Here is a 26,180-nt window from a genome sequence, read left to right as displayed (position 1 = left end):
CCCGGGGAGGAGAAACCAATGAAACATTTTAAGATTGCGCTCATGGGCGCCAGCCTGTTCGCCCTGGCCGCGTGTGGCGGCCCGGAGGAGAGCCGTGATGTCTCCGGCTTTGACCGGGAGTATCAGAACACCCTGATGAACGCCCTGCTCGATGCTCAGCCCGGCGATGTGATCGAGATCCCGGCCGGCGAGTTCATCTTTGAACGGGGCCTGTCGCTGACGGTGGATGACGTCACCCTGCGCGGGGCGGGCATGGACGAGACCATCCTGTCCTTCGCCGAGCAGCGACAAGGCGCGGAAGGGCTTCTGGTGTCCGGGGTCGAGGGCTTCACTCTCGAGAATTTGGCGTTTGAAGACACGGTCGGGGATTCGGTGAAGATCTCGGATTCCACAGATGTCGTGATCCGCGATGTGCGCGTGGAATGGACGAATGGTCCGTCCACAGACAATGGCGCCTACGGCCTCTATCCGGTCCAGTCCACCAATGTCCTCATCGAGGGCGCGGTGGCGATCGGCGCGTCTGATGCGGGCATCTATGTGGGCCAGTCCGAGAACGTGATCGTGCGCAATTCACGCGCCGAATACAATGTGGCGGGCATCGAGATCGAGAACTGCAACAATGCCGATGTCTACGGCAATGTCGCGACCAACAACACCGGCGGCATCCTGATCTTCAACATGCCCAACCTGCCGCGTCCGGGCGCGGGTACGCGCGTGTTCGACAATGATGTGTACGAGAACAACACGGGCAATTTCGGCCATGCCGGCACTCCGGTGGCCAGCGTGCCGGCGGGTTCGGGGATCTTGATCAATTCCAACGACGATGTGGAGATCTTCAACAACCGCTTGCGCGACAATCGCACGGCTCATGTGATCATCTCGTCGCTGTACACGTCGGGCTATGAAGATCTGGGCGTGACCGAGGATTTCGATCCCTATCCCGAAACCATCTACATCCACGACAACCAGTATGAGGGCGGCGGCGGCAATCCGGACGGTCTGGAGCTTCAGGCCCTGCGCGTCGCGCTGTTCGGCCCGACCGGACGCCTGCCGGGCGTCTTGTGGGACGGGTATATGGATGAGGACAAGATGGTGGACGGCGCCTTGCCGGACGATCTGCGCCTGTGCGTGACCGACGCCGAAGTGCTCAACGCCGATGCGCCGAACGGGTTCTCCAGCCCGCAACTGGCCGACGCCGCCCTGTTTGACTGCACGCATGAGCCGCGCCCCGCGGTGGAGCTTGATCTGTGATCCGCAGCCTGATTGCCAGCCTGTTTGTGAGTGCCCTCCTGTGCGCCTGCGCGCAGGAGGCGCCGCCCGAGCCGCCGCAGCCGACCTTTATCGCCGAAGGCCGACCGGTCAGCCTGTCAGATTGGGGACAGCTGGCCGTGGGGGGCGGCGAGCTGGTGCTCGGCGATGCCGTGACGCCCTACCAGCTCGCCACGGGGTTGTTCACCGACTATGCCCAGAAATTGCGTACGGTCTGGATTCCAGTTGAGGCGGGGCCGGCGGGTTACGACCCGGAGGGCGCCTTTGACTTTCCGGTCGGGACGGTGATCACCAAGACCTTCTATTACCCGCGCGCTGCGGGCGGGCCCGGCTATGTGGCCCGGGTGGATGGCGACGGGATGGCGCATTTTGACGAGCGCCGACTGGATCTTGAGGCGGTGCGCCTGGTCGAGACTCGCGTCCTAGTCCGCCGTGAGGCTGGATGGGAGGCGCTGCCCTATATCTGGAACGCCGAACAGACCGAAGCCACTCTCGCCCGCGCAGGCGGCTTCGTGGACATGATCCTGGTGTCAGAAGCGGGCGAAGAGGCGCTGGGCTATGTGGTGCCCAATGTGAACCAGTGCGCCGGCTGTCACGAGACCGACACCACTGACGGCCTGGGCGTCCGGCCCATTGGACCGCGGGCGCGGCACATGAACACCGATTTTGAGTATTTCGACGGTGTGGCGAACCAGATCGACCATTGGTCCGAGCAGGGGCTGCTGGCGGACGCACCTGCCGCCGAGGCCGCGCCGCGCAATGTGGCCTGGCGGGGCGAATTGCCTCTGGCGGGCGAGGCGCTGGACCGTGCGGCGCGCGCCTATCTCGACATCAACTGCTCACATTGCCATTCCCGCACCGGGCCGGCGGACACGTCGGGACTGTATCTCGAAGCACATGAGCCGACCGGTCCGCATCTGGGCATTTGCAAGCTGCCGATCGCTGCGGGGCGGGGGACCGGGAATCGGCGCTACGACATTGTGCCGGGGGCTTCCGAGGACTCCATCTTCACCTATCGGCTGGCCAGCGTTGAGGCCGATGTGATGATGCCGGAGCTGGGACGGGCGCTTCAGCACGATGAGGGCGTTGCGCTCATCGCCGCCTGGATCGACGCGATGAGCGGCGGTTGCGGTTAAACCGTCATGGTTTAGTGCTTGGCGGACGGGGCGGGTTTGGGCACACTGCAGCTCTGTTCAGACCTGTCCCGCCGCGGAGAATTGCATGTTCGTTCGATCGATATCCGTTTGCGCCGTCGCTGCTGTCGCCCTGGGGGCATGCGCGACGTCCGAACCGGTGTGCCGTCCGGCGGACATGGCCGAGCGGGCCGCTTTCGGCGCTGTCGTCGCGCATGATGAGGCGCGTCTGTCGCAATTGATGGCGCAGGGCCCGGCGGCGGAAGAGGTGCGCAGACTGGATCCGCGGATCGAAGCGCAGGTCTTCGGCCAGCGCATGGGCGATGCCGCCGTGCGCACTGTTCTGATGCAACCGCCCTTGTGCGTGGTGGATGGCGCAGCCAGCGACGGAGCCCGGATCAGCTATGTCTTCCCGCAGGCCCGGTTCGCTGCTCTGCAGAACCCCGAGCTTGAAGGGCTGGAGCGCGGTCGTGCGGGACTGGACCACATTGCCTGCCGCTATGAAGAGACGGCGGAGGGCTGGCGTCTGTCCGACGCCTGCCTGGCGACCTTCGCGACGCCGGGAAGCTAGGCCGTGCGTGCGGGCGTGGTCATCAGATCACGCCAATCCATCTCGATGAATGTGCCTGCGCCGGGTGAATTGTCCGCACGGACGCCCAGCTCCCTGAAACCCAGCCGTTTGTAGAGCTGGCGCGCCGGATTCATGGGATGCACTTGCAAGGTGACCGGCATGCGCTGGGCTGCGGCCTGCGAGCACAGGCTCCGGATCAGGATTTCGCCAATCTTCTTACCGCGATAGGGCGGCAGGATATTGATGTCGAGCAAGCGGATTTCGTGGTCGCGGAAGTCGGCGTAAAGACGCCCGATCGGCTGTCCGCACCATTCGATCACGGCATACTGGGCCAGGGTGAAGGCGTTGAAATAGACGTCATGCTGAGCGCTGTACTGCTGCTTATAAATCGACTCGATCACCGCATCATCCACCTGCCCCTTGAGGGCCACGAATTCCCAGGCGCGACCGGCGTCATGGACGGATTTGAGGAAGGCTTCATCCTTGGCGGCGGCGGGGCGCAAATGAAGGTCCAGCGGGTTCACGTCAGCTGAATTGGCGGGTCGAGCGTCAGTCTGGATCATGGATCTGTTTCGGTTGGTCTTGATAAAGGGAACCGCCCCGGATCATCTGATCCGGGGCGGAGCGCATCGGTCTAGCTGAACACGACCTCGAATTGGGCGTCCGGATGCGACACGATCCGGTGCACCATCACGTGATGTTCGCCAATGGAGTCATGTTCGAGCGGCACGACATCGGCCAGCTTCAGTTCTTCAGGGCCGGTAAAGACCAGGCTGAAAGGCGCACGAAAGTCGGAATGATGGGAGTCCTGCGTTTCGACTTCCTTGAGAACCAGCGTGTGGTTGTTCGCCAGCGTGAAGTTCTGGCCGACCAGCGGTTTGAAATCGTCCGCGGTCAGGTTTTCAGTGGGTTTCATGGGTGGTTCTCCTCTGGCCTAGCTACGGCTCGGATAGATGCCGTACATGCAGATCTGGTAGTTCAATGCCTGATACGGGGATTGAACATAGAGGGATTGGCCGCCCCCGGTATTGTAGGTGGTGCCAGAGACCGCAAAGTTCTGACCCGGAAGCGGGATCGGTCCCATCGTGCCCGGAGGGCTCGACAGGGTCGAGCTGTAAGGGCGCACGGAGCCGCTCGTAGTGCCCAGATAGTTGCCGTCCGGATCGCTGCCGATGGCGGGATCCGTGGATACGGGCAACTCGGTGCTTGCCGGATCGGTTGCGCCGCTGACATTGAAGGTGTGGCTGTGGGGCGGAAGATTGATGGTGGTGATGGTGGAATATTCCTGCCCGCCTTTCTGGCCCAGGATCATGTTGTTCAGACCCGGACCATTGCCATAGCCGGCCGGCGACCGTCCACGCAGATCGGGCAGTCCGAAGCTGGTGCGTCCATCGCCGCCAAAATTGGTGCCGAGCAATGAGAACAGCGCGTTGTACTGGGCGATCGAGATCAATCCGCCCCAGCAGGCGCCCCAATTGCGAATGACGAAATTACACCCGTATGGGGTGATCATGGACATGAATGCTTCCATCTGTCCCTCCCTGTTACTAGTCCGGGGAGAGTGACAGACAGAATTTCGCCCGCAACAAGAATTTCCCCATATGAGGGAAATTCTTGTTCAGTTTTCTTTTGTTGCGCGTGCGAAGCCTATGCGGCGCTGTCGAGGTCGGCGCGGAATTTCGCGAGCTCCTCGGACAGGGTCTGGGCGGAGGTTTTCAGCCCTGCCGCGGCTTCATCAAATTGGCCGGCGGCTTCCGTGGCGCGCTCGGCGGCGCCGTTCACCGCTGTGACCTCGTCGCTGACCCGGCTTGTGGACTGGGCGGCGTCAGCGGCGAGACGGGCGATTTCATCGGTCGCGCTGGCTTGCTGGGTGAAGGCGTCCCGCGCGCTGGAAGAGGCGTCACGGATATCCCCAATCGTGCTGCCGATCTGGGTGAGCGCGGAGCTGGCGGCTTCGGCGGCCTCCCGCATGGCGTTGATCTTGTGGTGAATATCCTCGGTGGCCTTGCCGGTCTGGTTGGCCAGCTCCTTGACCTCGCTCGCGACAACGGCGAAGCCCTTGCCGGCTTCGCCGGCACGCGCGGCCTCGATGGTGGCGTTGAGCGCCAGCAGGTTCGTCTGCTCCGCGATATCGCTGACCAGCTTGGCGATGTCCTCGATCTCGCGGGCGGCTTCGTGCAACTCCTTCATGGAGCCGTCTGCGCGGCCGGCCTCAGATTCAGCCCGTACGGAGATCTCGTCGGCCGTGGTCAGGGTGCGCGTCACTTCCGCAATGGACGCGGCCAGTTCCTGGGCCGCCGAGGCCACGGCTTCCACGTGGCCGCTGGTCTGATAAGCCTGATCAGACGCGGACCCGGCGCTGCTGGCGGTTGCGCTGGAATCCGAACGCAATTGCGTTGCCAGCTCGCTCAGCCCGGAGGATGCATCTTGCAGCTTGTTCAAAAGGCCTGCCACGGTTTGCTCGAAGGCGTTGGCGATTTCAGAGATTTTCTTGCGGGACTTCTCGCTTTGAGCCTGACGTTCCTTGTCCGCTTCAAACAATTGTTTGGCCTGGATGTTGGCGGCCTCGGCTTCGGTGACGGCCTGGTCGGCGTCTGTCAGGGCCTGGGCCACGGCGTGGGCCAGCCAGATCAGAACAGCGGTCTCTGCGACCACTACAACGGCGTGGAACACCACGCGCAGGAAGTCGCCGCCGCCGGGAAAGACCGCAGAGGGGAGAAGAAAGTTCAGGCCCAAATGATGAAGAGCCGTGACGCCGGCGGCCGCCACCAGGGCGCGCCAGTCACATAGCAGGGTGACCATCGCCAGGGCGGCGAAGAAGGTCATGTGCATGTCGATCTGCCAGGCCTGACCGCCCATCATGTAGGTCAGCGCGGCGGGCAGGCCGATCATGCCGGCCCCGACGACCATGCGACTGGACGTCTGGCGCGGCGCGGTTTTCCACACAAAGGCGGACAGGCCGGCCACGAGGCCGAGCAGGACGGCGCCGAAGAGCGCCTTGCCCATATCCATGAAGAGCGCTTTGGCCAGGTAGACCGGTATGGCGGCGACCTGGATCATCACCAGAACCATCATGGCTTTGGACTGCAGGGCTTCAAGACGGGTCATGCGGGTATTCCCCTCGATTGCGATCCATCCACGGAGCATCCGCCCAGAATGATGGGATCAGCGATAATCCACGCCCCGGCGGCGCGCAGCGCCTCGGGGCTGGAGATGTCGGTCATGTTGACGATCAGGGTGCCGGGCGCCGCGCCAAAGCGGACCAGCTCAGCGCCCGCCTCTGCAACGCGTTGCAATTGCTCGGTGCGGCTCAGGCGCGGGTCCAGAAGGACAGCCGCCTGTCCCTGGTCGGGCGCATCCATGATGGCGCCCGTCACCGGGACCGTGGTGATCAGCGCCACCATCAGGCCAAGACAGATTTGAGGCAGGCGAGACGCCATTTGATCTCATTCCGTGAATACTTTCATTCAGGTATGAGACAAATGTGTTAACTGCTAGTTGAGCAATTTATACATTCAACCCCAGGGTCCCCCATAGTTCCCGCCTGACGATGATTCGCCTGAATCTTTTGCGGTCCAAGGGCCTAGCTCCCCCCACGGACCGCTATTGGATGCGGGCGCGGCGCCCCCCATGCGCCGCAAGCGGCTGATTCGATTCGCCGTCGCGGGGTGGGTGGAGAACAGATTGTCCGCGCCCTGGCCGTTCAACGGGTTTATGATGAACATATGGGCGGTGGCCGGATTGCGCTCGGCGGCGTCATTGACGGTCTGACGCGCGCCGCGTTCGATCTTTTCCAGCGCCGAGGCGAGCCAGAGCGGGTCGCCGCAAATCTCGGCGCCGCCCTTGTCGGCGTCGTATTCGCGGGCCCGTGAAATCGCCATTTGCACCAGACCAGCCGCCAACGGGGCGAGGATCGCCAGCGCCAGAGCGCCGAGGAAACCACCCCGATCCCGACCGCCCCCGAAAAACAGGGCGAAGTTCGCCAGGAAGCCGATCGCGCCGGCCAGCGTCGCGGTGACGGTCATGGTCAGCGTGTCGCGGTGGCGCACATGGGCCAGCTCATGGGCCATCACGCCCATCACTTCCTGCCGGTTCAGCGTCGCCAGAAGTCCGGTGGTCGCGGCGACGGCGGCGTGATTGGGATCGCGGCCGGTGGCGAACGCGTTCGGCTGGTCGCTTTCAATCACATAGACCCTTGGATAGGGCATGCCGGCCCGATCGGCCATGCCGACCGTATCGGAAGCGAACTGACGCAGTGCCGGATTGCGTTCATCGGGCGTGATCTCGCGCGCGCCATGCATGCGCAGCACCATCTTGTCCGCATTCCAGTAGGCGAACAGGTTCATGCCCCCCGCCAGCACCAGCGCGATCAGCGCGCCGCCGGTCCCGCCAATCATATAGCCCACGGCCATGAACAGGCCGGTCAGGGCGGCGAGAAGGATGAAAGTCCGAAGCGTGTTTGCGGTCATTGTTGCGGTCACCTGTCTTGGCGGAGCGCGCTCCGCGACTTAGGTAAATGGGCGCGAGACAAAAGGACCGCAAGTGATGAGTGATGAACAAGCGCCCGAACCGGACGAGCCCCGCAAACCCCTGAGTGAGGCGGCGAAACGCGCCCTGGCCGAAGCCGAAGAGCGCCGCCGCAAAGCGGAGGAAGAGGCGGCGCGTGAAAAGGAGCTGGGCGGTCCCAAAGGCCCCGAACCCACGCGCTTTGGCGATTGGGAGAAAAAGGGCATCACCTACGATTTCTAGGCGCGCCCGCTATCGCTTCTGCTGCGTCGCGACTGTGCTATAATGAAACAATGATCGCGTTTTTCGCCCTTGCCCTGATCGCTGCCGACCCGGCTCCACTGCTGGGCGGACCGGATGATGTGCGCAAAGCGCCAAGCCAGGGCGCTGTCGTCTATGCTTATGAGCACGAGACCTATCGCGCTGAAGGGGCTTATGAGCGGTCTCGCTTTGGCGGCTATGCTGGGACTGTGACCTCTGCACCCCGCAGATCCGTGCAAGCGGGCGATCCCGTCCAGCTGAGTGATGGCTTCTTTTACGGACCGCTGACGGGCGGTGTCGGCGATGATCCGCCCCGTATCATCGTCGTGCGCCAGAACGGCCATACCCATTATCGGTGGCGCTAAACCAGATTCGGCTTGGATCTGAAGCGCCAGTGTCGCTTTCCCAAAACTGATAATTTTCCTAAACTGCTCGAATGGTCGGATTATGTTCCCTTACCGCGAGCGCTATTATGGCAATGCATCTTCAGGGTGCGGCCCCGATTGCTGGGCCTGTCGCCGTGGACGTGGTCGAGGTGATCGACGGCGATACGATTGCTGTGCAGGCGCATATCTGGCCCGGGCATATCGTGCAGACGCGAGTCCGGCTTGATGGCGTGGATACGCCCGAAACCCGTCGGCCCGCGTGTGAGGCCGAGCGTGTAGCCGGATACCGGGCGACCGAATTTACGCGCAGCTGGCTTTCGAACCATGAGGCGGTCAGCCTGCATCAGGTTCGCCTGGGCAGTTTTGCAGGACGCGTCATTGCGGAGCTGAAGGCGTCAGACACTGAAGAAAGCCTGTCAGACGCTCTGCTCGAAGCGGGGCTCGCCAGCGTGTACGGCGAAGAGGGACCCTGGTGTCAGACGAGCGCGACGGCTCCGTCTAGCGCACCGTCGCAATCGCGCCCGCGCTAGACGATACGGTCCTGTTCCAGGCCCGTTCGTGCAGGGTGTAGGCGACGGTCTGCACCGCCGGCTCGATGAGGCCGATCGCCAGTGCAGCCGTCCAGCTTCCTGTCAGCGCAAACGCCACAGAGATGGCGACCACCAGGTGCATCAAGCCGTAGGTGACGGGCTTGAAAGCTCGGATCGGCAACCGGGCCGGCAGGTCGAACGGCAGGGCCGTGCTCGGGATGGCGTTCAGGATCGCGGTCATGGACAGGCTCCTCATGCGAACAATTCGCAAGAGGAAGATAGGGAGCAACTGGATATTTGTCACATGAATGGTTTTGATGAACTCTATCGAGTTGATCGATGGATTAGCCCGGGGTCGACTGGACGGCCTCGCCCTCGCTCATCGCCAGCACTTCGCCGGCCAGGTATAGCGAGCCGCAAATCACGATGCGGCCGCCGGGATAATCGCTGATGGCGTCTCGCACCGCCTCAGTCAGGCTGGACGCGGTCTGAGCCGGCAGCCCCGCGGTCCGCGCGGCTTCAGCGACCTCGCCCGGGCTTTGTGCGCCCTCTCGCCCGCCCTGAAAATCAATGGCGATGACCCGGGCGGCGAGGCCTTCGAAATAGGCCAGGAAGCCGGACGCGTCCTTGTTGTTGGAAAAGGCTGCGACGAGCACGAGCGGACGTTCGCGCCCCGCTTCCATCTCCCCCAGGCTGGCGGCGAGCGATTCCGCCGCCGACAGATTATGTCCGCCATCGAGCCAGAGCGCGCCTTCGCCCTGCTTGACGATGTCAGCCAGCGGTCCCTCGGTCAGACGTTGCAGGCGCGCGGGCCAGCGGGTGGTTTCAAGCCCGGCGCTGACGTCTTCGGGTGAGTAACCACAGGCGCGCGCCGTCGCTGCGGCGACCCCGGCATTGATGATCTGATGCGAGCCCGCAAGACTGGGCGGGTTGAGATCCCACAACTCATCCTCGGCTTCGAACACCAGCCGTCCGTGTTCGGTATAGGCTTGGAAGTCCTGTCCCCAGATCGATAGGGGCGCGGACAGCCGATCCGCGGCCTTGCGGATTACCGCTTCCGCTTCAGGTGTTTGCGGCCCGACGATGACAGGCACATGGCGCTTGATGATCCCGGCCTTCTCCGCCGCAATCAATTCAATCGAGTCGCCCAGGAAGGCCTGATGATCGAGACTGACCGGCGTGATCACCGTGGCTTGGGGGGCTGGCAGGATGTTGGTGGCGTCCACGCGGCCGCCAAGCCCGGTTTCCAGGATCAGCCGGTCTGCGGGAGTTTCGGAGAAGAGCAGGAAGGCCGCCGCCGTGGTGATCTCGAAAAAGGTGATCTCATGGTCGCCATTGGCGGCCTCACAGCGGGCAAAGGCGTCTTCCAGCCGGGCGTCGTCAACGATTTCGCCCGCCAGCACGATGCGCTCGTTAAAGCGCACCAGATGGGGCGAGGTATAGACATGGCAGCGTTCGCCAGCCGCTTCCGAGATCGCTTTCAGAAAGGCGCAGGTCGACCCTTTGCCATTGGTGCCGGCCACGTGAATGACAGGCGGCAAGCGGTCCTGTGGACGGCCGAGCGCCTCCAGAAGACGCTCGATCCGGCCCAGTGACAGGTCGATCTTTTTCGGATGCAGGCGCGAGAGGCGTTGCAGCGCCGCCTCAATGGTTTCAGCGGTCGCCAAGATGCTCTCTCCGCTATTCGGTGCGCGCCGGGGTGTTGTCCGCAGAGGCCGGACGCTTGAGCATTGTCCGCATCAGGTTGCCCAACACATTGCGCAGCTCATGACGATGGACAACCTTGTCCACCATGCCCTTGTCCAGCAGGTATTCAGAACGCTGGAACCCTTCGGGCAGCTTTTCGCGAATGGTCTGCTCGATCACGCGCGGCCCCGCAAAGCCGATCAGCGCGCCCGGCTCGGCCAGGTGCACATCGCCCAGCATGGCGTAGGACGCGGTGACCCCGCCCGTAGTCGGGTCGGTCAGCACGACGATATAGGGCAGCTTGGCGTCCTTGAGCATTTCCACGCCCAGCGTGGTGCGCGGCATCTGCATCAGCGACAGGGCGCCTTCCTGCATGCGCGCGCCGCCCGCGGCGGTGAACACGATCAGCGGCGTGCGACGCTCGACAGCGGTTTCACAGGCTTTCAGGAAGCCTTCGCCAGCGCCCATACCCAAAGATCCGCCCATGAAGGAGAAGTCCTGCACGAGCACCGTGGTCTCGATATTCTTGATCGCGCCGACGCCGATGGCCATCGCGTCCTCGCGCCCGGTCTTCTTGCGAGCGGCGGCGATACGGCTGGTATAGGGCTTGTCGTCGCGGAATTTCAGCGGGTCCTTGGCGACCTCGGGCAGGGCCACTTCGGTGTAGTCGCCATCAAAGGTGTATTTGAAGCGCAGGGCCGGGCCGATACGCATATGGTGGCCGGCGGGCGTGACATGCTGGGAGCTTTCCAGGTCCTTGTTGAAGACCATCTCGCCCGAAATCGGACACTTCACCCAGAGATTTTCCGGCGTGTCGCGCTTTTCGAACATTTTCTGGACGCCCGGCGGGGTCAGTCTTTGAAGCCAGCTCATATCGCGTCACACCTCTTCAAACGCTTCGTTCTGCACCGGCGTCGGCCGCTCCGCTAGCGTGCGGAATGGGCGGCGTCTGCCAGGGATCCGGCGAGATGCAAGGCCTGGTCCACACCGTCCGTCGCCAGAGCGTCCACGATCGCGGAGCCCACGACGACGGCGTCAGCCACCTTGCCGATCTCCGTGGCGCGCTCGGGCGTCTTCACGCCAAAGCCCACCGCCACCGGCAATCCGGAGGCCGCACGCACCCGCGCGACCGCCGCTTCGATATCCCCGGTCGCGCCAGATCCAGCGCCGGTCACGCCCGTCGTGGATACGTAATAAACAAATCCGGAGGTATGTGCGACCACTTGCGGCAGACGCTTGTCGTCGGTGGTGGGCGCGGCGAGGCGCACAAAGGACAGACCCTGGCCTTCCAGCGCCGAGCGGAGCTCGGTGTCTTCCTCGGGCGGAATGTCCACGCAGATCACCCCGTCAGCCCCCGCAGCGGCGGCGTCACGGGCGAAGTCTTCAAAGCCATAGGCGAAGAACGGGTTGGCATAGCCCATCAGCACGACGGGGGTGTCCATATGGGTCTCGCGGAAGCGTTTGACCAGCGCGAGCACGCCCTTGAGCGTCGTGCCGCCCTCAAGCGCGCGGATCGCGGCGCGCTGAATGGTCGGGCCGTCCGCCATGGGATCGGTGAAGGGCACGCCGAGTTCCAGCACGTCCGCGCCCTTGTCGGCGAGGCCCTGCATCATCTTGAGCGTGGTGTCCGCATCGGGATCACCCGCCATGACATAGGCGACAAACCCGGCGCGGTTGTCAGATTTCAAAGCGGCGAAGGTGGGGGCGAGGCGGGTCATGAGCAGGCGTCCAAATCTTCTTTGGCGGTCATAATAAGCAGAACGGCAGTCTCGGCGCTGTGGCGGTCATCGCTGTATGCAGGCTCATCTTTTGTCATGAGACTTACAGCCAAAATATGAGGGCAGTGGCTATCATCTTGGTGACCGTAAATGCCTGTGTAGCCCATTGCGTCAGTCATTTCCCAGCCACGCGCGGTCAGCAACTCTTCGAATGAATCATCAAGCGTCGGCAGATTGCTCATCGGCGTTTCGAGGCAAAGCACGGACCAGTGTTGAAGGTCGGCTTCCATGCTCGACTGATTTCCATCTTCTGGATCAATCCAGAGTTGGCATTCGGCCTGGAGACTGACTTCCGGCAAGGAAGTGAAGGGAAAAAGGTCTGCGAGCCTAGGATCACTAGTGATCTGGAGCAGGGCCAACAGGGAAACGATCACAGCTCCACACCGAGCGCTTCGGCGACGGAGAACACGTCCTTGTCGCCGCGGCCGCACATATTCATCAAGATGACGCCGTCCTTGCCCAGCTCTTTCGCCAGGTCGCGCACGCGGGCGAGGGCGTGGGCGGGCTCAAGGGCGGGAATGATGCCCTCTTTCTTCGAGCACAGCTGGAACATCTCCAGCGCTTCGGCATCCGTCGCCGAGCGGTATTCCGCCCGTCCCACATCGTGCAGGAAGGCGTGTTCGGGGCCGATGCCGGGATAATCGAGACCGGCGGAGATGGAATGGCCTTCGGTGATCTGGCCGTCCTCGTCCTGCAAGAGATAGGTCTTGTTGCCGTGCAGAATGCCCGGGCGGCCGCCATTGAGGCTCGCGGCGTGGTCGGGCGTATCCAGACCCTTGCCGGCGGCTTCCACACCGATCAGGCGCACATCCTCGTCTTCGAGGAAGGGGTGGAACAGGCCCATGGCGTTCGATCCGCCGCCAATACAGGCGACGGCGGCGTCGGGCAGGCGACCGATGCGCTCGAGCATCTGTTCGCGCGCTTCGCGGCCAATGACGGACTGGAAATCACGCACCATGGCCGGATAGGGGTGCGGGCCCGCTACTGTGCCGATGACGTAGAAGGTCTCATCGGGATAGGTCACCCAGTCGCGCAGCGCCTCGTTCATGGCGTCCTTGAGCGTGCCGCGACCTGACGTGACCGAGTGGATCTTCGCGCCCAGAAGGTTCATGCGGAAGACGTTCGGCTTCTGCCGCTTCACATCGGTCGCGCCCATGAACACTTCACATGGCAGGCCGAAGCGGGCCGCCACGGTGGCCGTCGCCACGCCATGCTGGCCGGCGCCGGTTTCGGCGATGATGCGGGTCTTGCCCATGCGCTTGGCCAGCAGAACCTGACCGAGGCAGTTATTGATCTTGTGCGCGCCGGTATGGTTGAGCTCGTCGCGCTTGAACCAGATCTTCGCCCCGCCAAATTCCTCGGTCAGGCGCTCGGCGAAATAGAGCGGGCTCGGACGGCCCACGAAATCACGGCTGAATTCCTCGAACTCGGCAATGAAATCGGGATCGTTCTTGTAGTGCTCATACGCCTCTTCCAGCGCCAGAATGTTCGGCATCAGCGTCTCGGCCACATAGCGGCCGCCAAACTGTCCGAAACGCCCTTCAGCATCAGGCTGTTGGGAAAATGCGTTGGGTTGGGTCATGACGAAGTCTTTCACGACGACAGGGCGGTGGGGTCCACCATCCTGACAGGGCCAGAAGGTCGGCCTCAGAGAAGCCGGTAAAGGGCGGCGGCGCAAGCCTTCAGGCTGTATTGACGGCAGTGATGAAGGCCTTGATTTTGTCTACACATTTCACGCCCGGCGCGCTTTCAACGCCCGACACGACATCGACGCCTTGCGCGCCCGATTGCGCGATGGCGTCTGCCACCGTGTCGATGGTCAAACCACCGGCGAGCAGCCAGGGCTGGCCGGGATCAAAGCCCTTGAGCAGGCTGTAATCCCATGCCTGACCCAGTCCGCCGGGGCGGTCGGCGTTCTTTGGCGGTTTGGCGTCAAACACGAAGCCATCCACATAGGCTTCATAGGCACGCGCCTTTTCAAGGTCTTGCGCGGTGGAGACGCCCAGGGCCTTCCACACGCCCCGCTCGGCATAATGGCGGGCATCCAGGCACCGCATCGGGCTCTCCCCGCCATGAAGCTGGATATAATCGGGCCGCATGGCGCGCAACACCTCGCCCATCAGCGCTTCATCGGGGTCGACCAGCACCGCCACCGTTTTCGCATCGCCCTTGCGGGCGGCAAGCTGGCGCATTTCGTTCAGCGCGACATGACGCGGGCTCTTGGGAAAGTGGATGAAACCGAGATAGTCCGCGCCTGCGTCAATGGCGGCGTCGACCGCCTCAACTGAATTGAGGCCGCATATCTTGATTTTGGTGGCTGATGATCGGTTCATGACGCCGACTTAGCGCTGAAGCCGCGTGTCGCCAAGTCACAGCTGCAAAATCGCGTCAGGCGAAGGCGATGCTGGTCAGATTGACCGACTGGGCGCGGGTGGTGGCGGCATAGGCGCCATTGGCCTGGTTGAGGGCGGCGGGGGCGGGCGGGTCGCCGCTGAAGCCAAAGGCTGCAATCTCGGGCTGATCGGCGTCCGCATCAGATGGCGATGCGGCGTCATTGGCGGGTTGAGGCTGGCCGGGCTGGCTCGGACCTTCAGCCCGATCGCCTTCCAGCGCTGCCTGACGTTCCTCGCGTTCCTGCGCCGCCAGCTCGGCGCGCGCCTGCTGGGCGGCGGCGTCGGCGGAAGCAGCGACCTTGCGATCCTGACCTGAAGGCTCGGCCGGGGCCAGCGCGGCGGCCTTGACGATGCGCATCTTCTCGATGGTGGCCTCGGGATCGCCAGGAATGGGGCTGGCGTCGATCTGCACCTCGCCGCCGACGGCATATTGCTGTCCGTCCGGGCCCTTCTGGTATTCGTAGGATGGTGCGCTGGCGTATTGCCCGCCTGCGGCCTGGTGCGCCTGTTCGTGCTGGCGCACTTCGCGGTCCCGCTTTTTCAGCTCTGCAATCTGTTTCTCTTCGCCCTCGGTCAAGGGATCGCCATTGGCCGATTTCGGCGCGGCGGCTGACTTGGCGGACTGGGAAGCGGGCGCGGCGTCTTGCGCGGCGCCGGCCTGACGCGCCTGTGCAGACAGACTGACCGGATCGGAGATGACGCGCCGGGCAGTATCGGCCAGAGAGGGGTCAATTGAAGACGGAATCGTCCCGCTCGCCTGAGCGCGCAGCTCGGACGTCTGGGGCGTTGCGCCGATCCCGGCTTGATAGGCCGGCTCTGCGCCGCCAGGTAAGAGTGGCGTCAGCGCCATACGCATTCCCGGCAGTTGCAACCTGCCGATGAGCCTGACGCAAGAGTCTTAAGGTTTGGGTAACGGGGGTTAAGGCGCTAGGCCTTGCCGTCGACCCGTTCGCGCAATTCCTTACCGGTCTTGAAGAACGGCACGTGCTTCTCCTTGACGGAGACAGGTTCGCCGGTGCGCGGATTGCGACCCTGGCGCGGCGGGCGGTTGCGAACGGAAAATGCGCCGAAGCCGCGCAGCTCCACGCGATCACCGCGCTCGAGCGCCTGGGTGATCTCTTCCAGCACCGTGTTCACCACCCGCTCCAGATCCTTCTGGTACAGATGGGGATTGTCTTCTGCGAGCTTCTCGATGAGTTCGGATTTGATCATGGTGCGCTCCCCTTGAAGGGCATCAGTGTAGGAACACCTGAACTGACCCGTCAATGCGTTAGCCGGGGCGCGGACCAAAAAAGAACCCCCGATGCCGGGCATCGGGGGTTCCAACTCCCCTGCTAGGGGAGAAAGTCCGGGTTCAGACGATTAGTCTTCGTCTTGGCCCTTCAGAGCGGCGCCCAGGATATCGCCCAGGGACGCGCCGGAGTCCGAAGACCCGTACTGTTCGACGGCTTCTTTCTCTTCCGCCATTTCCAGCGCCTTGATGGACACCGAAACGCGGCGCGAGGCCTTGTCGATATTGGTGACGCGCGCGTCGACCTTGTCGCCGACGGCGAAGCGCTCGGGGCGCTGCTCGGCGCGGTCACGCGAGATGTCGGACTTGCGGATGAACGCCTTGACCAGGTTGTCCGGGCCCAGGCTGACTTCCACGCCGCCGGTGGTGACTTCGGTGACGGTGCAGGTCACGGTCTCGCCGCGCTTGAAGCCGCCTTCGTCCATCGGATCGCCGCCCAGTTGCTTGACGCCCAGGGAGACGCGTTCTTTCTCGACATCGACGTCCAGGACCTTGGCGCGCACGGAGTCGCCTTTCTTGTAGTCCTGGATGGCGTCTTCGCCCGAACGATCCCAGTCGAGATCGGACAGGTGCACCATGCCGTCGATTTCCTCGTCGACGCCGATGAACAGACCGAATTCGGTGATGTTCTTGACTTCGCCTTCGACTTCCGAGCCGACCGGGTGTGCTTCCGCGAAGACTTCCCACGGATTGCGCTGGGTCTGCTTGATGCCAAGCGAGACGCGACGCTTGTCCGGATCCACGTCGAGCACCATGACGTCCACTTCCTGGGAGGTGGAGACGATTTTGCCCGGATGGACGTTCTTCTTGGTCCAGCTCATCTCGGAGACGTGCACCAGACCTTCGACGCCCGGCTCCAGCTCCACGAACGCGCCGTATTCGGCGATGTTCGTCACGCGGCCCTTGAAGATCGCGCCGTTCGGGTATTTCAGCGCCACGCCGTCCCACGGGTCGGACTGCAGCTGCTTCATGCCGAGCGAGATACGCTGGGTGTCTTTGTTGATCTTGATGATCTGCACCTGAACGGTCTGGCCAACTTCGACCACTTCGCTCGGGTGACCCACACGCGACCAGCTCATGTCGGTGACGTGCAGCAGGCCGTCAATGCCGCCCAGATCCACGAACGCACCGTAATCGGTGATGTTCTTGACAACGCCTTCACGCACTTCGCCTTCGGCCAGCTGACCGACGAGCTCAGCGCGCTGCTCGGCGCGGGATTCTTCCAGGACAGCGCGGCGGGAGACCACGATGTTGCCGCGCGGACGGTCCATTTTCAGGATCGCGAACGGCTGTTCCTTGTTCATGAGCGGGGCCACGTCGCGCACCGGACGGATGTCCACCTGGGAGCCCGGCAGGAAGGCCGAAGCGCCGCCCAGGTCCACGGTGAAGCCGCCTTTGACGCGGCCGACGATCGCGCCGTTGACCGGCTCTTTGGATTCGAACGTCTTCTCCAGACGGTCCCAGGCTTCTTCGCGGCGGGCTTTGTCGCGCGACAGAACCGCTTCACCCATCGCGTTCTCGATACGCTCAAGGTAGATGTCGACCTGATCGCCCAGTTTCGGGGCTTCAGAGCCGGGGCCGGTGAATTCACGCAGGGCCACGCGGCCTTCGGTTTTCAGACCGACGTCGATGACAACGGTGTCGTGCAGGACGGACGTGACGGTGCCGCGCACCACCGTGCCTTCCATGAGGTCGCGGCCGGCGAGGGACGCTTCCAGCATTGAGGCGAAATCATCGCGGCTCGGGGCCGAGGTGTTGGTTTCAGACATGTTAGAGGATGGCTCCAGGGGTTGTCGTCGTTTCCGGCCGGCCGGTTGTCTCCGGCGGTCTTGCCGCACGCGGCGGCTGGAAGTCTCCAGTTCAGCCGCGAACGGCCGGATAACGCGTTCCAAATGAGCAGAGCGAAACGGCAGGCGGCGCGATCGAGCCGTAAGTCAGAACCGACGAACAAGATGAAGGCGCGCCTGGCCGCGGGTCATCGCCCGCCCGGCGAATGATCGGTCGGTTCACATCCGCAGATGCAACAGGCCAATCGCGCGCGGACTTACCGCAAAATGACTATGAGAGCAAGGCTTGCCGGGGCGTCGAACTGACTCGCGCCTCTAGCCGATTTCCGCGCCGAGGGCCGACATGTGGTCAAAGAAGTCGGGGTAGCTCGTGGCGATCATGCTGACATCATCTACGCTCACCGGGGCCTGCGCGCCCAGACCCATGATCAGTGCGCTCATGGCAAGACGATGATCATGATGGGTTTTCACGAGCCCGCCACCGGGCACCCCGTCCTGGCCACAGCCGTGAACGATGAGAAAATCCTCGCCCAGCTCGATAGGCACGCCATTGGCTTGTAGCAAGGCGGCGCTGGCGGCGAGCCGGTCGCTTTCCTTGGCGCGCAATTCGGCCAGGCCCGTCATTTCCGTCACGCCGTCAGCAAAGGCGGCGATGACCGACAGGATCGGATATTCATCAATCATGGACGGCGCCAGGGATGCGGGCACCATTACGCCCTTGAGGGCGCCGGAGCGCACCGTGATGTCCACCAGCTGTTCGCCGCAGCGTTCGCCCGCCGGGGTCATCTCAAGGTCGGCGCCCATCATCTTGAGCACTTCATAGAGGCCGAACCGGGCCGTGTTGGTCATCACGCCGGTCACGGTGATGGCGCTGTCATGGGTCACAAGGGCGGCCGCCACGGGGAAGGCGGCGGATGAGGGGTCGCCGGGAATGGCGACATTGGCCGGCGACAATGTCTTTCCCCCGCGCACGCGCGCGACAAGGCCTTCGCCCTGACGTTCCACATTGAGATCTGCGCCATAGACCGGAGCCATGATCTCGGTGTGGTCGCGGGTGGCGTGCGGTTCGCGCACAATGGTTTCGCCTTGCGCGCCCAGCCCGGCCAGCAGAATGGCGCTCTTGACCTGGGCGGAGGCGACAGGCGGGGTGTAATCAATGGCGTTCAGGGCGGACGAGCCGCGCAGCGTCACCGGCAGTCGGCCGCCATCGCTGGACTGGCTTTTTACGCCCATGCGCGACAGCGGGTCGAGCACGCGCGCCATGGGGCGCGAGGACAGGCTCTTGTCCCCGACGAAATCCGCCTTGAGATCGAACCGGCTGGCTGCGCCCATGAGCAGGCGCACGCCTGTGCCCGAATTGCCCAGATCCAGCGGCTGCGCCGGGCTGGTCCACTGGCCCTGGCCTTTGACGCGCCAGGCGCCGGGGCCTTCACGGTTCACCTGGGCGCCGAGCGCGGCGACGGCGCGACCGGTGGCCAGCACATCCTCGCTTTCAAGCAGGCCCTCGATCCGGCTTTCCCCGTCCGCCAGCGCCGAAAAGATCAACGCGCGGTGCGAGCATGATTTATCCGCAGCCGCCTGAAGGCGTCCTTTCAGGGCATTGACAGGCCGGGCGGTTTTAGGCCCGGTTACGGCCTGGGACGGGGTAGGCGTGGCGTGTGACATGCGGGCTCCGCGGAACGGCAGATGACAGAAGGCTTCAATCGGGTTTTGACAGCCGCGTCAGAACATGGCAACTGGCGCGCCGATTTGATCGCCCTTCGCTGTGAAAGGATATGGACTCGTGGCGAAAGCTGAACTTGGGACCAAGCGCGTTTGTCCGGAAACCGGCAAGAAGTTCTATGACCTGAACAAGGACCCGATCGTGTCCCCGTTCACCGGCATGGAATATCCCCTGTCGTATTTCGAGGAAGTCACTGTCTCCAGCAAGGCGCCGAAGCCTGAGAAAGAGGCGGAAGAGGATACCGAGGCGGAAGCGGAGGACAGCTCCGATGACGATGAAGCCGAGGATGACGACGCTCCCGAGCTCGATGAAGAGCCGATTGATCTGGGCGGCGATGACGATGAGGACGAAGCGCCGGTCGCCAAGCGCGCCACGCCGGGCGACGACGATCTGGACGGCTTCTCCGACGATGAATCCGATCTCGACGATGATGACGATGACAGCGTCCTGCTGGACGATGATGACGACGATATCGACGACAACATCGCGCTGGATGACGACGAGGACGACGTCTGATCCAGGCGGCTGTCATTGAGGGCGTCAGGTGCTGAAAAACAGGCTTGATTGCTCTCAAACGCGCGGCTAGGTTCCGCGCTCTCGAAACGGCGGGGCCCAACCCCGCACGCTTTGAAAAAGTTTCGGGGCCATAGCTCAGTTGGGAGAGCGCTTGAATGGCATTCAAGAGGTCGGCGGTTCGATTCCGCCTGGCTCCACCAAAAAAGAACCCCTGCGCTGACGCGCGGGGGTTTTTCTTTGCCGTTGGTTTACACCGGCGCATGCCTTGAACGTTTTGACAAGAAAACCCATGTCATCATCACACAAGGCAATGCATGGGTCTTTGGATGGATACCGATACTGAACTGATGCTGGACACGACGCCGACCGTGTATGTCCGCACCATCGACGCAGCCGAGATCATGGATCAGGCGGCGGACGCCGGGGTCAAGCTCGACTCCGAAGCGACGCTTTACGCCATTCATGACGAGAACGGTCAGCGCATGGCGGTCTTCTCTGATCGCGATGCGGCGTTCGCTGCAGCCCGCGATCATGGTGCGGAACCGGTCAGCGTGCACTAGCACAAGGTCTGATTGAAGATGCATGACGCCCTCTGCGACGCAGAGGGCGTTCTTGTATGTGCGTGCCGGTTTGCCAGGCGCGCCGAGCGCGGCTAAAGGCAGGATCATGAGAGGTTATTTCGCAGTCGGCGTCGAAGGCATTTCCAAGGCGCGCAATCTGGGTGCGGTCATGCGCACCGCTCACGCCTTTGGCGGCAGCTTCGTGTTCACCGTGGGCGCGGCCAATCGCGCGCGCGAGATGTTTCAGACCGATACCGCCAAGACCACCGAGAATCTGCCCTATTACGACTGGGAGACCGTGGATGACATGCTGTTGCCGCGCGGTTGTCAGATCGTCGGAGTGGAGCTGACCGATGATGCGGTGGAGTTGCCCAGCTTTCGTCATCCGCGCATGGCGGCCTATGTGCTGGGCAAGGAACGCGGCGATCTCAGCCCGGAAATGCTCGCGCGCTGCGCGCATGTGGTGAAGATCCCGACCAAATTCTGCGTGAACCTGTCCGTGGCGGCCGCCATTGCGCTTTATGACCGCACGCTGTGCCTGGGCGGCTATCCCGAGCGCCCCGTGATGCCCGGCGGCCCGCTGGAGGACAAGCAGCACATCTGGGGCGCGCCCAGAAAGCGCACCTGATCATCTGATCGCTTGAGCCTTAAAGGTGCAGGCTGTCCCCGCGCAGAAGCGCGGGCAGATCGCCCACTTCGCCGCCGGCGGTCCGCATGAAGAAGCGCCGGGCCATGGGAATCTGGTCCACGATCGACAGGCCCAGTCCGCGCGCGGTTCGGATCAGGCTGTGATCATTGGAGAACAGCAGTGTGAACAGGTGCGAGCCCATCCCGACCGCCGCTGAATCGGTGCGCCGCCAGCGCGCATAGCGTTGCAAAGTGGCGGGCGCGCCCAGATCAAGCCCCGCCCGCTTGGCGTCCACCAGCACATCGGCCAGCACCGCCGCATCGCGAACCCCGAGATTGAAGCCTTGGCCCGCAATGGGGTGGATGCCCCGCGCGGCGTCGCCCACCAGCGCCAGACGGTCATCGGTGAAGCGTTCGGAGAATTTCAGCGTCAGCGGATAGGTCCAGCGCGGGCTGACCGGTTTCACCCAACCAAGGAAATCGCCAAAGCGCGCTTCCAGCGCCTCTTGGAACCCCTCATCGTCCATGTCTTTCAGGGCATCCGCCGCCTTGGGTTTTTCACACCAGACAAGGCTGGAGCGATTGTTTGGCAGGGGCAGGATGGCGAACGGCCCGGTGGGCATGAAGAACTCATACGCCACGCCCTCATGGCTGAACTCGTGCTCGACGGTCAGCACCACGGCCTTCTGGTCATAGGCATGATCGAACGTGCGTACGCCGGCCTGACGGCGCAGACCGGAGAACTTGCCGTCGCAGCCCACGATCAGAGGGGCTTCCAGCGTCTCGCCGCTTTCCAGCACCAGCCGGTTCTTCCCAGGCGTGGCATCGGTTTCCATATGGCTGGCGCGTTCGGGGGCGAACACGGTCAGGCCCGCCTCATCGGCGGCTTTCGCCAGCGCCACCCGCGTCCAGCGGTTCTCGGCCATGTATCCGAGAGCCTCGCCGTCATCTTCAGGCGAGATTTCCCGGCGATCAAAATGCAGCTGGTCGTGACCGGGGCCGCCAGGCTTCAAACCGTCATAAGGGCGGCCATCGACCACCAGAATGTCTTCAATTGGCTGGACGTGCTCGCGCAGATGCTGGCCCGCGCCCACCGCATCGAGCATGCGCATGGAGGTGTAAGCCAGCGCGGAGGAGCGCCCGTCAAATTCAGGCGTGACGTGCTCGGAGAGCTCCATCGCATCCACGACAGCCACAGCCAGCCCGGCTTTGTGCAGGGCCAGCGCCAAGGTGAGACCGGCGAGCCCGCCGCCGGAAATCACCACATCGCCAGAGAAGATCGGTTTGCTCATGGGGCTCAAGATAACAATGCCCCGGCCGAAAGAAAGCGGCGCGGCGCCGCAGGGGCGCCTAGCGGTTCAGCGCGCGCTGGATCCATCCCAGGGCGCCGGTGAAGGCGAGGGGGCCGTCGGTCACGGCAAGCACGATGCAGACCTCGCCCTCGTCGGCGACAGGTTTGTGGATCGTGTCGGGATTGGCCATGCACACTTCGCCGGGGCCATAGCTGGCGCGGCCATCGGAGAAGCCGCCGGTCAGCACCAGTGTGAATTCGGTGCCGTCATGGCCGTGATGGGGCACGCCGCGGCCCGGCTCGATGCGGATCAGCTCGGCTTTCGCGCCATCCTCATCCATCAGCGTCATGTTGCGCACGCCGGGTCCGGCGAAGGACCAGCCGCCCTGATCCAGGGCCAGGTCACGAACCGGATCGGGCAGATCCAGCAATTCGCCGATCGCCTGACCGGCTTTTTCCGCCGCCTTGCGCGAATGTTCAGAGCCGGCCTTGGCGTCAAAGCGCGACGGCCCCGCTTCGCCGAGCCCTGCTTCCTCGCTGTCGATCACGTCAAACACGGTGGCGAGGGCGTCCGGCATCATGGAGGCGGGCGTTTCCTGCTCCAGCAGGACGCCCGCCACGGCTTCGACGGCTGCGAGCGTCTGGGCCACATCCGCGTTGACGGCGGCCTGAGCGTCCAGCAGCAAGCGCATCGGGGCAGACAAGGCGCCGGATGCGTAAGCGGTATAGATTTCGTCACCCAGCGGATGGTTGGTCATGGTCTTGTTCTACGTATCGTCAGCTACAGCGTCGCGGATATTGATCAGATTGGCCTGAGGTCAAGCCGATTAGGGCATTTTCTTAGGTTCAGGCCAACTTTGCTTACAAGGTGTTGGAATCGAGCACGCGCCTGAGCTTGTCAAAAGCCAGTCTCAAACGGGACTTAACCGTGCCCAGCGGCATGCCCAGCTGATCGGCGATGTCGCGATGGGACAATCCGTCAAAGAAGGCGAGCCGCAAGAGCGCCACCTGTTCATCGGGCAGACCATTCATGGCCTGACGCACCCGGTCGTCGCGATCACTCGCATGCACGGCGTCATCGGGCGTTTCGATCTCGGGCGGGCGCAGGCTCGGGTCCTCGCCATCAAGCGCGGGCTTGTTGGCCTGACGGGCCGCATCAATGCGCCGATTGCGCGCAATGCGGAAAATCCAGGTGGAGGCGGACGCCTGATCGGGATCAAACTGGCTGGCCTTGCGCCAGACGGTCAGCATGATCTCCTGGGTCAGCTCCTCGGCCAGACTGTCATGCGCATTCAGGCGCAGCAGATAGGCTTTCACCCGAGGCGCATAGAAATTGAACAGGGCTGCAAACGCCTGTCGGTCCCGCTGCGCGGTGGCCAGAACCAGCGAATTCAGGGTCGTTCGATCCGGTGTGGCGCCGGCGGAAAAGGGGGCGTCAGGCAAGTTTCACCCTTGAAGCTCTATACAGATCACTTTCACATTCACGCACATGACGATCAAGCCAAGATCCTGCCTTGAAACCGCCGTCAGAGACCGCTTTAAACAGGGACGCGGGTCAGCGCCAGCTGATCTGCCAGCGCCAAACCGCTAAATCTGAATGGAAATCCCCCATGCGCGTGCTTATTGCCAGCCTGTGTCTGACCCTGACGAGCTTCACGCCTGCCCTGGCGCAGGGGGTGAGCGAGCCCGAGTTTCAGGGCGCGCACCGTGACTGGCGCGTGTTCACGCGCGGCGAGGGCGACAGCCAGGTCTGTTATGCGCTCAGCCGACCGCAAGAAGCGCTGCCAAGCAATGTCGATCATGGCGATGTGTTTTTCCTGGTCGCCAGCTGGGCCAATGGCGCAGCGGAGGAGCAGCCGAGCTTCCTGGCCGGCTATGCCCTGCGTCCAGACAGCCCGCCGCGCGTGCGGGTTGGCTCTGATCGCTATCAGATGTTCGCGTCCGAGCAGGAAGGCTTCCTGGAAGACACCAGTGAGGAAAACCAGCTTGTGCGCGCCATGCGTCGCGGTTCTGACATGCGGGTCGAGGCGACCAGCAATCGGGGCACCGCCACCGCCTACACCTTCTCTCTTCTGGGCGTGACGGCGGCGCTGGAGCAGGTGGAATCGCTCTGCGACTAGGCGTTCCGCGCGGCGGCTTCGAAACAGGCGAACAGATCATCGCGCGCAGCGCTGTGCGGGGCGTTAGCGCGATAGATGAGCGCGGGGCGCAAGCGTATTTCCACGGAGCTGTCAGGCAGCGGGACCAGCCCGTGCTCGGCCGTAAGACGATCCATCACCGAGCGCGGCGCGGCCAGAACGTGGTCCGATGCGGCGCAAGCCAGCGCCAGAACCGTATAATCATCACAAACCAGCCCCGGACGGTCTCCACCCCAGGGCAGGGGTTGCCGGGTCAATCGCTCGGGCGGTGTCGCGGTCGCCAGGGGGAAATGCTTTGGCGAAGCGCCATCAAGGGCGGGGTGTCCGGGACGGACCAGGGCCGCGACGCTTTCCTCAGGCAGGGGGTGCACTGTCAGCGACGGATCGAGATCGGCCTCCCCCATATCCGCCGCCACCAGATCCAGGGCGCCGCGCCGCACCTGCTCGACCAGCGCGCCGGCGGCGCCCGCGTGAATGGTCAGCTGGACCGTGCGACCCGCGCGATAATACCGGGCGACGGCTTCAGGCAGCAGGCGATAGGTCAGGCTGGGACCGGCGCCGAGATTGAGCACCCCATCCTCGCCGCTGCGCCAGCGTTCGGCTTCCGCTTTGAGGTCATTGGCCTGTTGGAGCAGCGCTCGGGCGCGAGGCAACAAGGCTTCACCCATGCGGGTCAGGACCAGTTTGCGGCCCGACCGCTCGAATAGGGGCCCGCCCAGCTCCGCTTCAAGCTGAGCCAGCGATTTGGTGGCGGCCGGCTGACTGACATGAAGCTGTTCTGCGGCGGCGGTCAGCGTGGCGGTCTCTGCTGCGGTGACAAAGAGGCGGGCTGTGCGAAGTGTGAGCATTGATGCATAACCTGTAGTTATGCTGCCATGTAAAACTTGTATTGGAAGTTATGACAAGCCTCACTCAGTCTGGACTCGGGAGGCCCAGTCATGATCAACGAGAAAATCCTGGTACCAGCCATCTTCGCGCTCTTCATCGTGCTGGAAGCGATCACGGGCCGATTTCTTCAAAGGGAGAAGGGATCGACACGCGATATCGTGATCGAAACGGCGTCCTCGCTGACCATCGTCCTGATCACGGTCCCGCTGATCTTCGCTGTCGCGCCCCTGCTCGTAGATGCCGTACGTCCGGGATCCGCCAATGCGCTGGCGGGACTGCCCTGGTGGGCGATGCTCGCCATTCTTCTGGTGGCTGACGACATGACCCAGTACTGGTGGCATCGCGCCAGCCATACCTTCCCGGTGCTGTATAACCTGCACCGGGCGCACCATTCGAGCGGCTATCTGTCGATCCGCACCGCCTATCGCAACAACCTGTTCTACTACCTGTTCATGCCGGGCCTGTGGATTGCGGCCGTGCTGGTGCATCTGGGCTTCTACCCGGTCTATGCGGTCTATCTGGTGGTGAAGATGACGGTGATCTTCGGCGCGCATTCGGCCTGGCGCTGGGATGAGGCGCTCTACAAGGTTCCGGCCTTCGCGCCTGTGATGTGGGTGCTGGAGCGGGTCATCTCCACGCCCGCCACGCACAGCGCCCATCATGGCCTGCACAAGGAGGACGGGGTCACCCATTACAAGGGCAATTACGGCAATCTGCTGTTCTTCTGGGACGTGTTGTTCGGGACAGCGAAGATTACGCGCCGCTATCCCGAAACCTATGGCATTGAGGGCATGGAGCCGGTCAGCGCCGGGCGGGAACTGCTCTGGCCGCTGATCCGCAAATAGG

At 63.4% G+C, this 26,180-nt stretch carries 32 protein-coding genes and 1 tRNA gene; 12 read left to right on the top strand and 21 right to left on the bottom strand.

Annotated features, from left to right (window positions below):
• Positions 1 to 18 precede the first annotated feature (18 nt).
• From RBA95_RS00575 to RBA95_RS00565, 3 genes are all read left to right on the top strand, one after another.
• Entirely contained in the window at positions 19 to 1,251 is a 1,233-nt protein-coding gene (locus tag RBA95_RS00575) for a parallel beta-helix domain-containing protein (protein WP_306014828.1), read from the top strand.
• The gene (locus RBA95_RS00570; protein WP_306014827.1) at positions 1,248 to 2,405 is read left to right on the top strand and encodes an SO2930 family diheme c-type cytochrome; all 1,158 of its coding nucleotides are present in this window, start codon (positions 1,248 to 1,250) and stop codon (positions 2,403 to 2,405) included. Before RBA95_RS00575 ends, RBA95_RS00570 begins: the two co-directional genes overlap by 4 nt.
• Positions 2,406 to 2,490: 85 nt before the next feature.
• Positions 2,491 to 2,973 (top strand): hypothetical protein, encoded by a 483-nt coding sequence (locus RBA95_RS00565; RefSeq protein ID WP_306014826.1) that lies wholly within the window; start codon positions 2,491 to 2,493, stop codon positions 2,971 to 2,973.
• Here RBA95_RS00565 and RBA95_RS00560 read toward each other — a convergent pair.
• From RBA95_RS00560 to htpX, 6 genes are all read right to left on the bottom strand, one after another.
• Positions 2,970 to 3,536 (bottom strand): GNAT family N-acetyltransferase, encoded by a 567-nt coding sequence (locus tag RBA95_RS00560; RefSeq protein ID WP_306014825.1) that lies wholly within the window; start codon positions 3,534 to 3,536, stop codon positions 2,970 to 2,972. The genes RBA95_RS00565 and RBA95_RS00560 overlap by 4 nt on opposite strands.
• Before the next feature lie 71 nt (positions 3,537 to 3,607).
• The gene (locus RBA95_RS00555) at positions 3,608 to 3,889 is read right to left on the bottom strand and encodes a hypothetical protein (RefSeq protein ID WP_306014824.1); all 282 of its coding nucleotides are present in this window, start codon (positions 3,887 to 3,889) and stop codon (positions 3,608 to 3,610) included.
• An 18-nt stretch (positions 3,890 to 3,907) separates the two neighbouring features.
• Positions 3,908 to 4,504, bottom strand: coding sequence for a phage tail protein (locus tag RBA95_RS00550; protein ID WP_306014823.1), 597 nt, complete (start codon positions 4,502 to 4,504; stop codon positions 3,908 to 3,910).
• Between the two features lie 116 nt (positions 4,505 to 4,620).
• Complete coding sequence (locus tag RBA95_RS00545; RefSeq protein WP_306014822.1) at positions 4,621 to 6,081, bottom strand: methyl-accepting chemotaxis protein; 1,461 nt, start codon at positions 6,079 to 6,081, stop codon at positions 4,621 to 4,623.
• Complete coding sequence (locus RBA95_RS00540) at positions 6,078 to 6,413, bottom strand: hypothetical protein (protein ID WP_306014821.1); 336 nt, start codon at positions 6,411 to 6,413, stop codon at positions 6,078 to 6,080. Before RBA95_RS00540 ends, RBA95_RS00545 begins: the two co-directional genes overlap by 4 nt.
• Before the next feature lie 75 nt (positions 6,414 to 6,488).
• Entirely contained in the window at positions 6,489 to 7,442 is a 954-nt protein-coding gene (gene htpX, locus RBA95_RS00535) for a zinc metalloprotease HtpX (RefSeq protein ID WP_306014820.1), read from the bottom strand.
• A 76-nt stretch (positions 7,443 to 7,518) separates the two neighbouring features.
• Between htpX and RBA95_RS00530 the strand changes: the two genes are divergently transcribed.
• The 3 genes from RBA95_RS00530 (at position 7,519) to RBA95_RS00520 (ending at position 8,656) form a co-directional block, all read left to right on the top strand.
• Positions 7,519 to 7,722, top strand: a complete 204-nt coding sequence (locus RBA95_RS00530) for a DUF1674 domain-containing protein (protein WP_306014819.1) — start codon at positions 7,519 to 7,521, stop codon at positions 7,720 to 7,722.
• A 50-nt stretch (positions 7,723 to 7,772) separates the two neighbouring features.
• The gene (locus RBA95_RS00525) at positions 7,773 to 8,105 is read left to right on the top strand and encodes a hypothetical protein (protein ID WP_306014818.1); all 333 of its coding nucleotides are present in this window, start codon (positions 7,773 to 7,775) and stop codon (positions 8,103 to 8,105) included.
• A 107-nt stretch (positions 8,106 to 8,212) separates the two neighbouring features.
• Positions 8,213 to 8,656: a thermonuclease family protein gene (locus RBA95_RS00520; protein ID WP_306014817.1), complete on the top strand. Its 444-nt coding sequence runs from the start codon at positions 8,213 to 8,215 to the stop codon at positions 8,654 to 8,656.
• On the opposite strand, the gene RBA95_RS00515 is transcribed toward RBA95_RS00520, so the two are convergent.
• The 11 genes from RBA95_RS00515 to aroA all read right to left on the bottom strand — a co-directional run bounded on the left by RBA95_RS00515 (position 8,625) and on the right by aroA (position 19,256).
• Positions 8,625 to 8,897: a DUF2061 domain-containing protein gene (locus RBA95_RS00515; RefSeq protein ID WP_306014816.1), complete on the bottom strand. Its 273-nt coding sequence runs from the start codon at positions 8,895 to 8,897 to the stop codon at positions 8,625 to 8,627. The two genes, RBA95_RS00520 and RBA95_RS00515, sit on opposite strands and share 32 nt — an antisense overlap.
• 103 nt (positions 8,898 to 9,000) lie before the next feature.
• Positions 9,001 to 10,323, bottom strand: a complete 1,323-nt coding sequence (locus tag RBA95_RS00510; RefSeq protein WP_306014815.1) for a folylpolyglutamate synthase/dihydrofolate synthase family protein — start codon at positions 10,321 to 10,323, stop codon at positions 9,001 to 9,003.
• Positions 10,324 to 10,336: 13 nt separating this feature from the next.
• A complete protein-coding gene (gene accD, locus RBA95_RS00505; protein ID WP_306014813.1) occupies positions 10,337 to 11,215 on the bottom strand; it encodes an acetyl-CoA carboxylase, carboxyltransferase subunit beta in 879 nt (292 codons plus the stop codon).
• Positions 11,216 to 11,268: 53 nt separating this feature from the next.
• Positions 11,269 to 12,066, bottom strand: a complete 798-nt coding sequence (gene trpA, locus RBA95_RS00500; protein WP_371933571.1) for a tryptophan synthase subunit alpha — start codon at positions 12,064 to 12,066, stop codon at positions 11,269 to 11,271.
• Positions 12,057 to 12,494, bottom strand: coding sequence for a hypothetical protein (locus RBA95_RS00495; protein WP_306014811.1), 438 nt, complete (start codon positions 12,492 to 12,494; stop codon positions 12,057 to 12,059). Before RBA95_RS00495 ends, trpA begins: the two co-directional genes overlap by 10 nt.
• Positions 12,491 to 13,702, bottom strand: coding sequence for a tryptophan synthase subunit beta (gene trpB, locus RBA95_RS00490; RefSeq protein WP_306014810.1), 1,212 nt, complete (start codon positions 13,700 to 13,702; stop codon positions 12,491 to 12,493). The genes RBA95_RS00495 and trpB overlap by 4 nt, the downstream gene beginning before the upstream one ends.
• A gap of 100 nt (positions 13,703 to 13,802) precedes the next feature.
• Positions 13,803 to 14,453: a phosphoribosylanthranilate isomerase gene (locus tag RBA95_RS00485; protein ID WP_306014809.1), complete on the bottom strand. Its 651-nt coding sequence runs from the start codon at positions 14,451 to 14,453 to the stop codon at positions 13,803 to 13,805.
• Positions 14,454 to 14,508: 55 nt separating this feature from the next.
• Positions 14,509 to 15,363: a putative metalloprotease CJM1_0395 family protein gene (locus tag RBA95_RS00480; protein WP_306014808.1), complete on the bottom strand. Its 855-nt coding sequence runs from the start codon at positions 15,361 to 15,363 to the stop codon at positions 14,509 to 14,511.
• A gap of 77 nt (positions 15,364 to 15,440) precedes the next feature.
• Positions 15,441 to 15,725 carry an integration host factor subunit beta gene (locus RBA95_RS00475; protein ID WP_306014807.1) on the bottom strand — a complete coding sequence of 95 codons (285 nt, stop codon included), beginning with the start codon at positions 15,723 to 15,725 and terminating at the stop codon, positions 15,441 to 15,443.
• 150 nt (positions 15,726 to 15,875) lie between these two features.
• Positions 15,876 to 17,573: a 30S ribosomal protein S1 gene (gene rpsA / locus RBA95_RS00470; protein ID WP_306014806.1), complete on the bottom strand. Its 1,698-nt coding sequence runs from the start codon at positions 17,571 to 17,573 to the stop codon at positions 15,876 to 15,878.
• Positions 17,574 to 17,906: 333 nt separating this feature from the next.
• The gene (gene aroA, locus RBA95_RS00465; protein ID WP_306014805.1) at positions 17,907 to 19,256 is read right to left on the bottom strand and encodes a 3-phosphoshikimate 1-carboxyvinyltransferase; all 1,350 of its coding nucleotides are present in this window, start codon (positions 19,254 to 19,256) and stop codon (positions 17,907 to 17,909) included.
• Between the two features lie 118 nt (positions 19,257 to 19,374).
• Between aroA and RBA95_RS00460 the strand changes: the two genes are divergently transcribed.
• The 4 genes from RBA95_RS00460 (at position 19,375) to RBA95_RS00445 (ending at position 21,018) form a co-directional block, all read left to right on the top strand.
• Positions 19,375 to 19,830, top strand: coding sequence for a TIGR02300 family protein (locus RBA95_RS00460; protein WP_306014804.1), 456 nt, complete (start codon positions 19,375 to 19,377; stop codon positions 19,828 to 19,830).
• A gap of 124 nt (positions 19,831 to 19,954) precedes the next feature.
• Positions 19,955 to 20,030, top strand: a tRNA-Ala gene (locus RBA95_RS00455).
• Positions 20,031 to 20,156: 126 nt separating this feature from the next.
• Positions 20,157 to 20,390 (top strand): DUF1150 family protein, encoded by a 234-nt coding sequence (locus RBA95_RS00450; protein WP_306014803.1) that lies wholly within the window; start codon positions 20,157 to 20,159, stop codon positions 20,388 to 20,390.
• Between the two features lie 106 nt (positions 20,391 to 20,496).
• Entirely contained in the window at positions 20,497 to 21,018 is a 522-nt protein-coding gene (locus RBA95_RS00445) for an RNA methyltransferase (RefSeq protein WP_306014802.1), read from the top strand.
• A gap of 19 nt (positions 21,019 to 21,037) precedes the next feature.
• Here RBA95_RS00445 and RBA95_RS00440 read toward each other — a convergent pair whose 3' ends face one another.
• The 3 genes from RBA95_RS00440 to RBA95_RS00430 all read right to left on the bottom strand — a co-directional run bounded on the left by RBA95_RS00440 (position 21,038) and on the right by RBA95_RS00430 (position 23,751).
• A complete protein-coding gene (locus tag RBA95_RS00440) occupies positions 21,038 to 22,309 on the bottom strand; it encodes a UbiH/UbiF/VisC/COQ6 family ubiquinone biosynthesis hydroxylase (protein WP_306014801.1) in 1,272 nt (423 codons plus the stop codon).
• A 58-nt stretch (positions 22,310 to 22,367) separates the two neighbouring features.
• Positions 22,368 to 23,066: a ChrR family anti-sigma-E factor gene (locus RBA95_RS00435; RefSeq protein WP_306014800.1), complete on the bottom strand. Its 699-nt coding sequence runs from the start codon at positions 23,064 to 23,066 to the stop codon at positions 22,368 to 22,370.
• Positions 23,067 to 23,169: 103 nt separating this feature from the next.
• The gene (locus RBA95_RS00430) at positions 23,170 to 23,751 is read right to left on the bottom strand and encodes a sigma-70 family RNA polymerase sigma factor (RefSeq protein ID WP_306014799.1); all 582 of its coding nucleotides are present in this window, start codon (positions 23,749 to 23,751) and stop codon (positions 23,170 to 23,172) included.
• Between the two features lie 167 nt (positions 23,752 to 23,918).
• On the opposite strand from RBA95_RS00430, the gene RBA95_RS00425 reads away from it, so the two are divergent.
• Positions 23,919 to 24,428, top strand: coding sequence for an invasion associated locus B family protein (locus RBA95_RS00425; protein WP_306014798.1), 510 nt, complete (start codon positions 23,919 to 23,921; stop codon positions 24,426 to 24,428).
• On the opposite strand, the gene RBA95_RS00420 is transcribed toward RBA95_RS00425, so the two are convergent.
• Positions 24,425 to 25,294: a LysR family transcriptional regulator gene (locus RBA95_RS00420; protein WP_306014797.1), complete on the bottom strand. Its 870-nt coding sequence runs from the start codon at positions 25,292 to 25,294 to the stop codon at positions 24,425 to 24,427. The genes RBA95_RS00425 and RBA95_RS00420 overlap by 4 nt on opposite strands.
• Positions 25,295 to 25,384: 90 nt before the next feature.
• On the opposite strand from RBA95_RS00420, the gene RBA95_RS00415 reads away from it, so the two are divergent.
• Positions 25,385 to 26,179 carry a sterol desaturase family protein gene (locus tag RBA95_RS00415; RefSeq protein WP_306014796.1) on the top strand — a complete coding sequence of 265 codons (795 nt, stop codon included), beginning with the start codon at positions 25,385 to 25,387 and terminating at the stop codon, positions 26,177 to 26,179.
• The last annotated feature ends 1 nt before the right edge of the window (position 26,180 follow it).

Origin of the sequence: Oceanicaulis sp. MMSF_3324, assembly GCF_030733545.1 — a bacterium.
Lineage (GTDB): Bacteria > Pseudomonadota > Alphaproteobacteria > Caulobacterales > Maricaulaceae > Oceanicaulis.
Note: the sequence above shows the minus strand (reverse complement) of the source record. Positions and strands in the feature narration are given on the sequence as shown.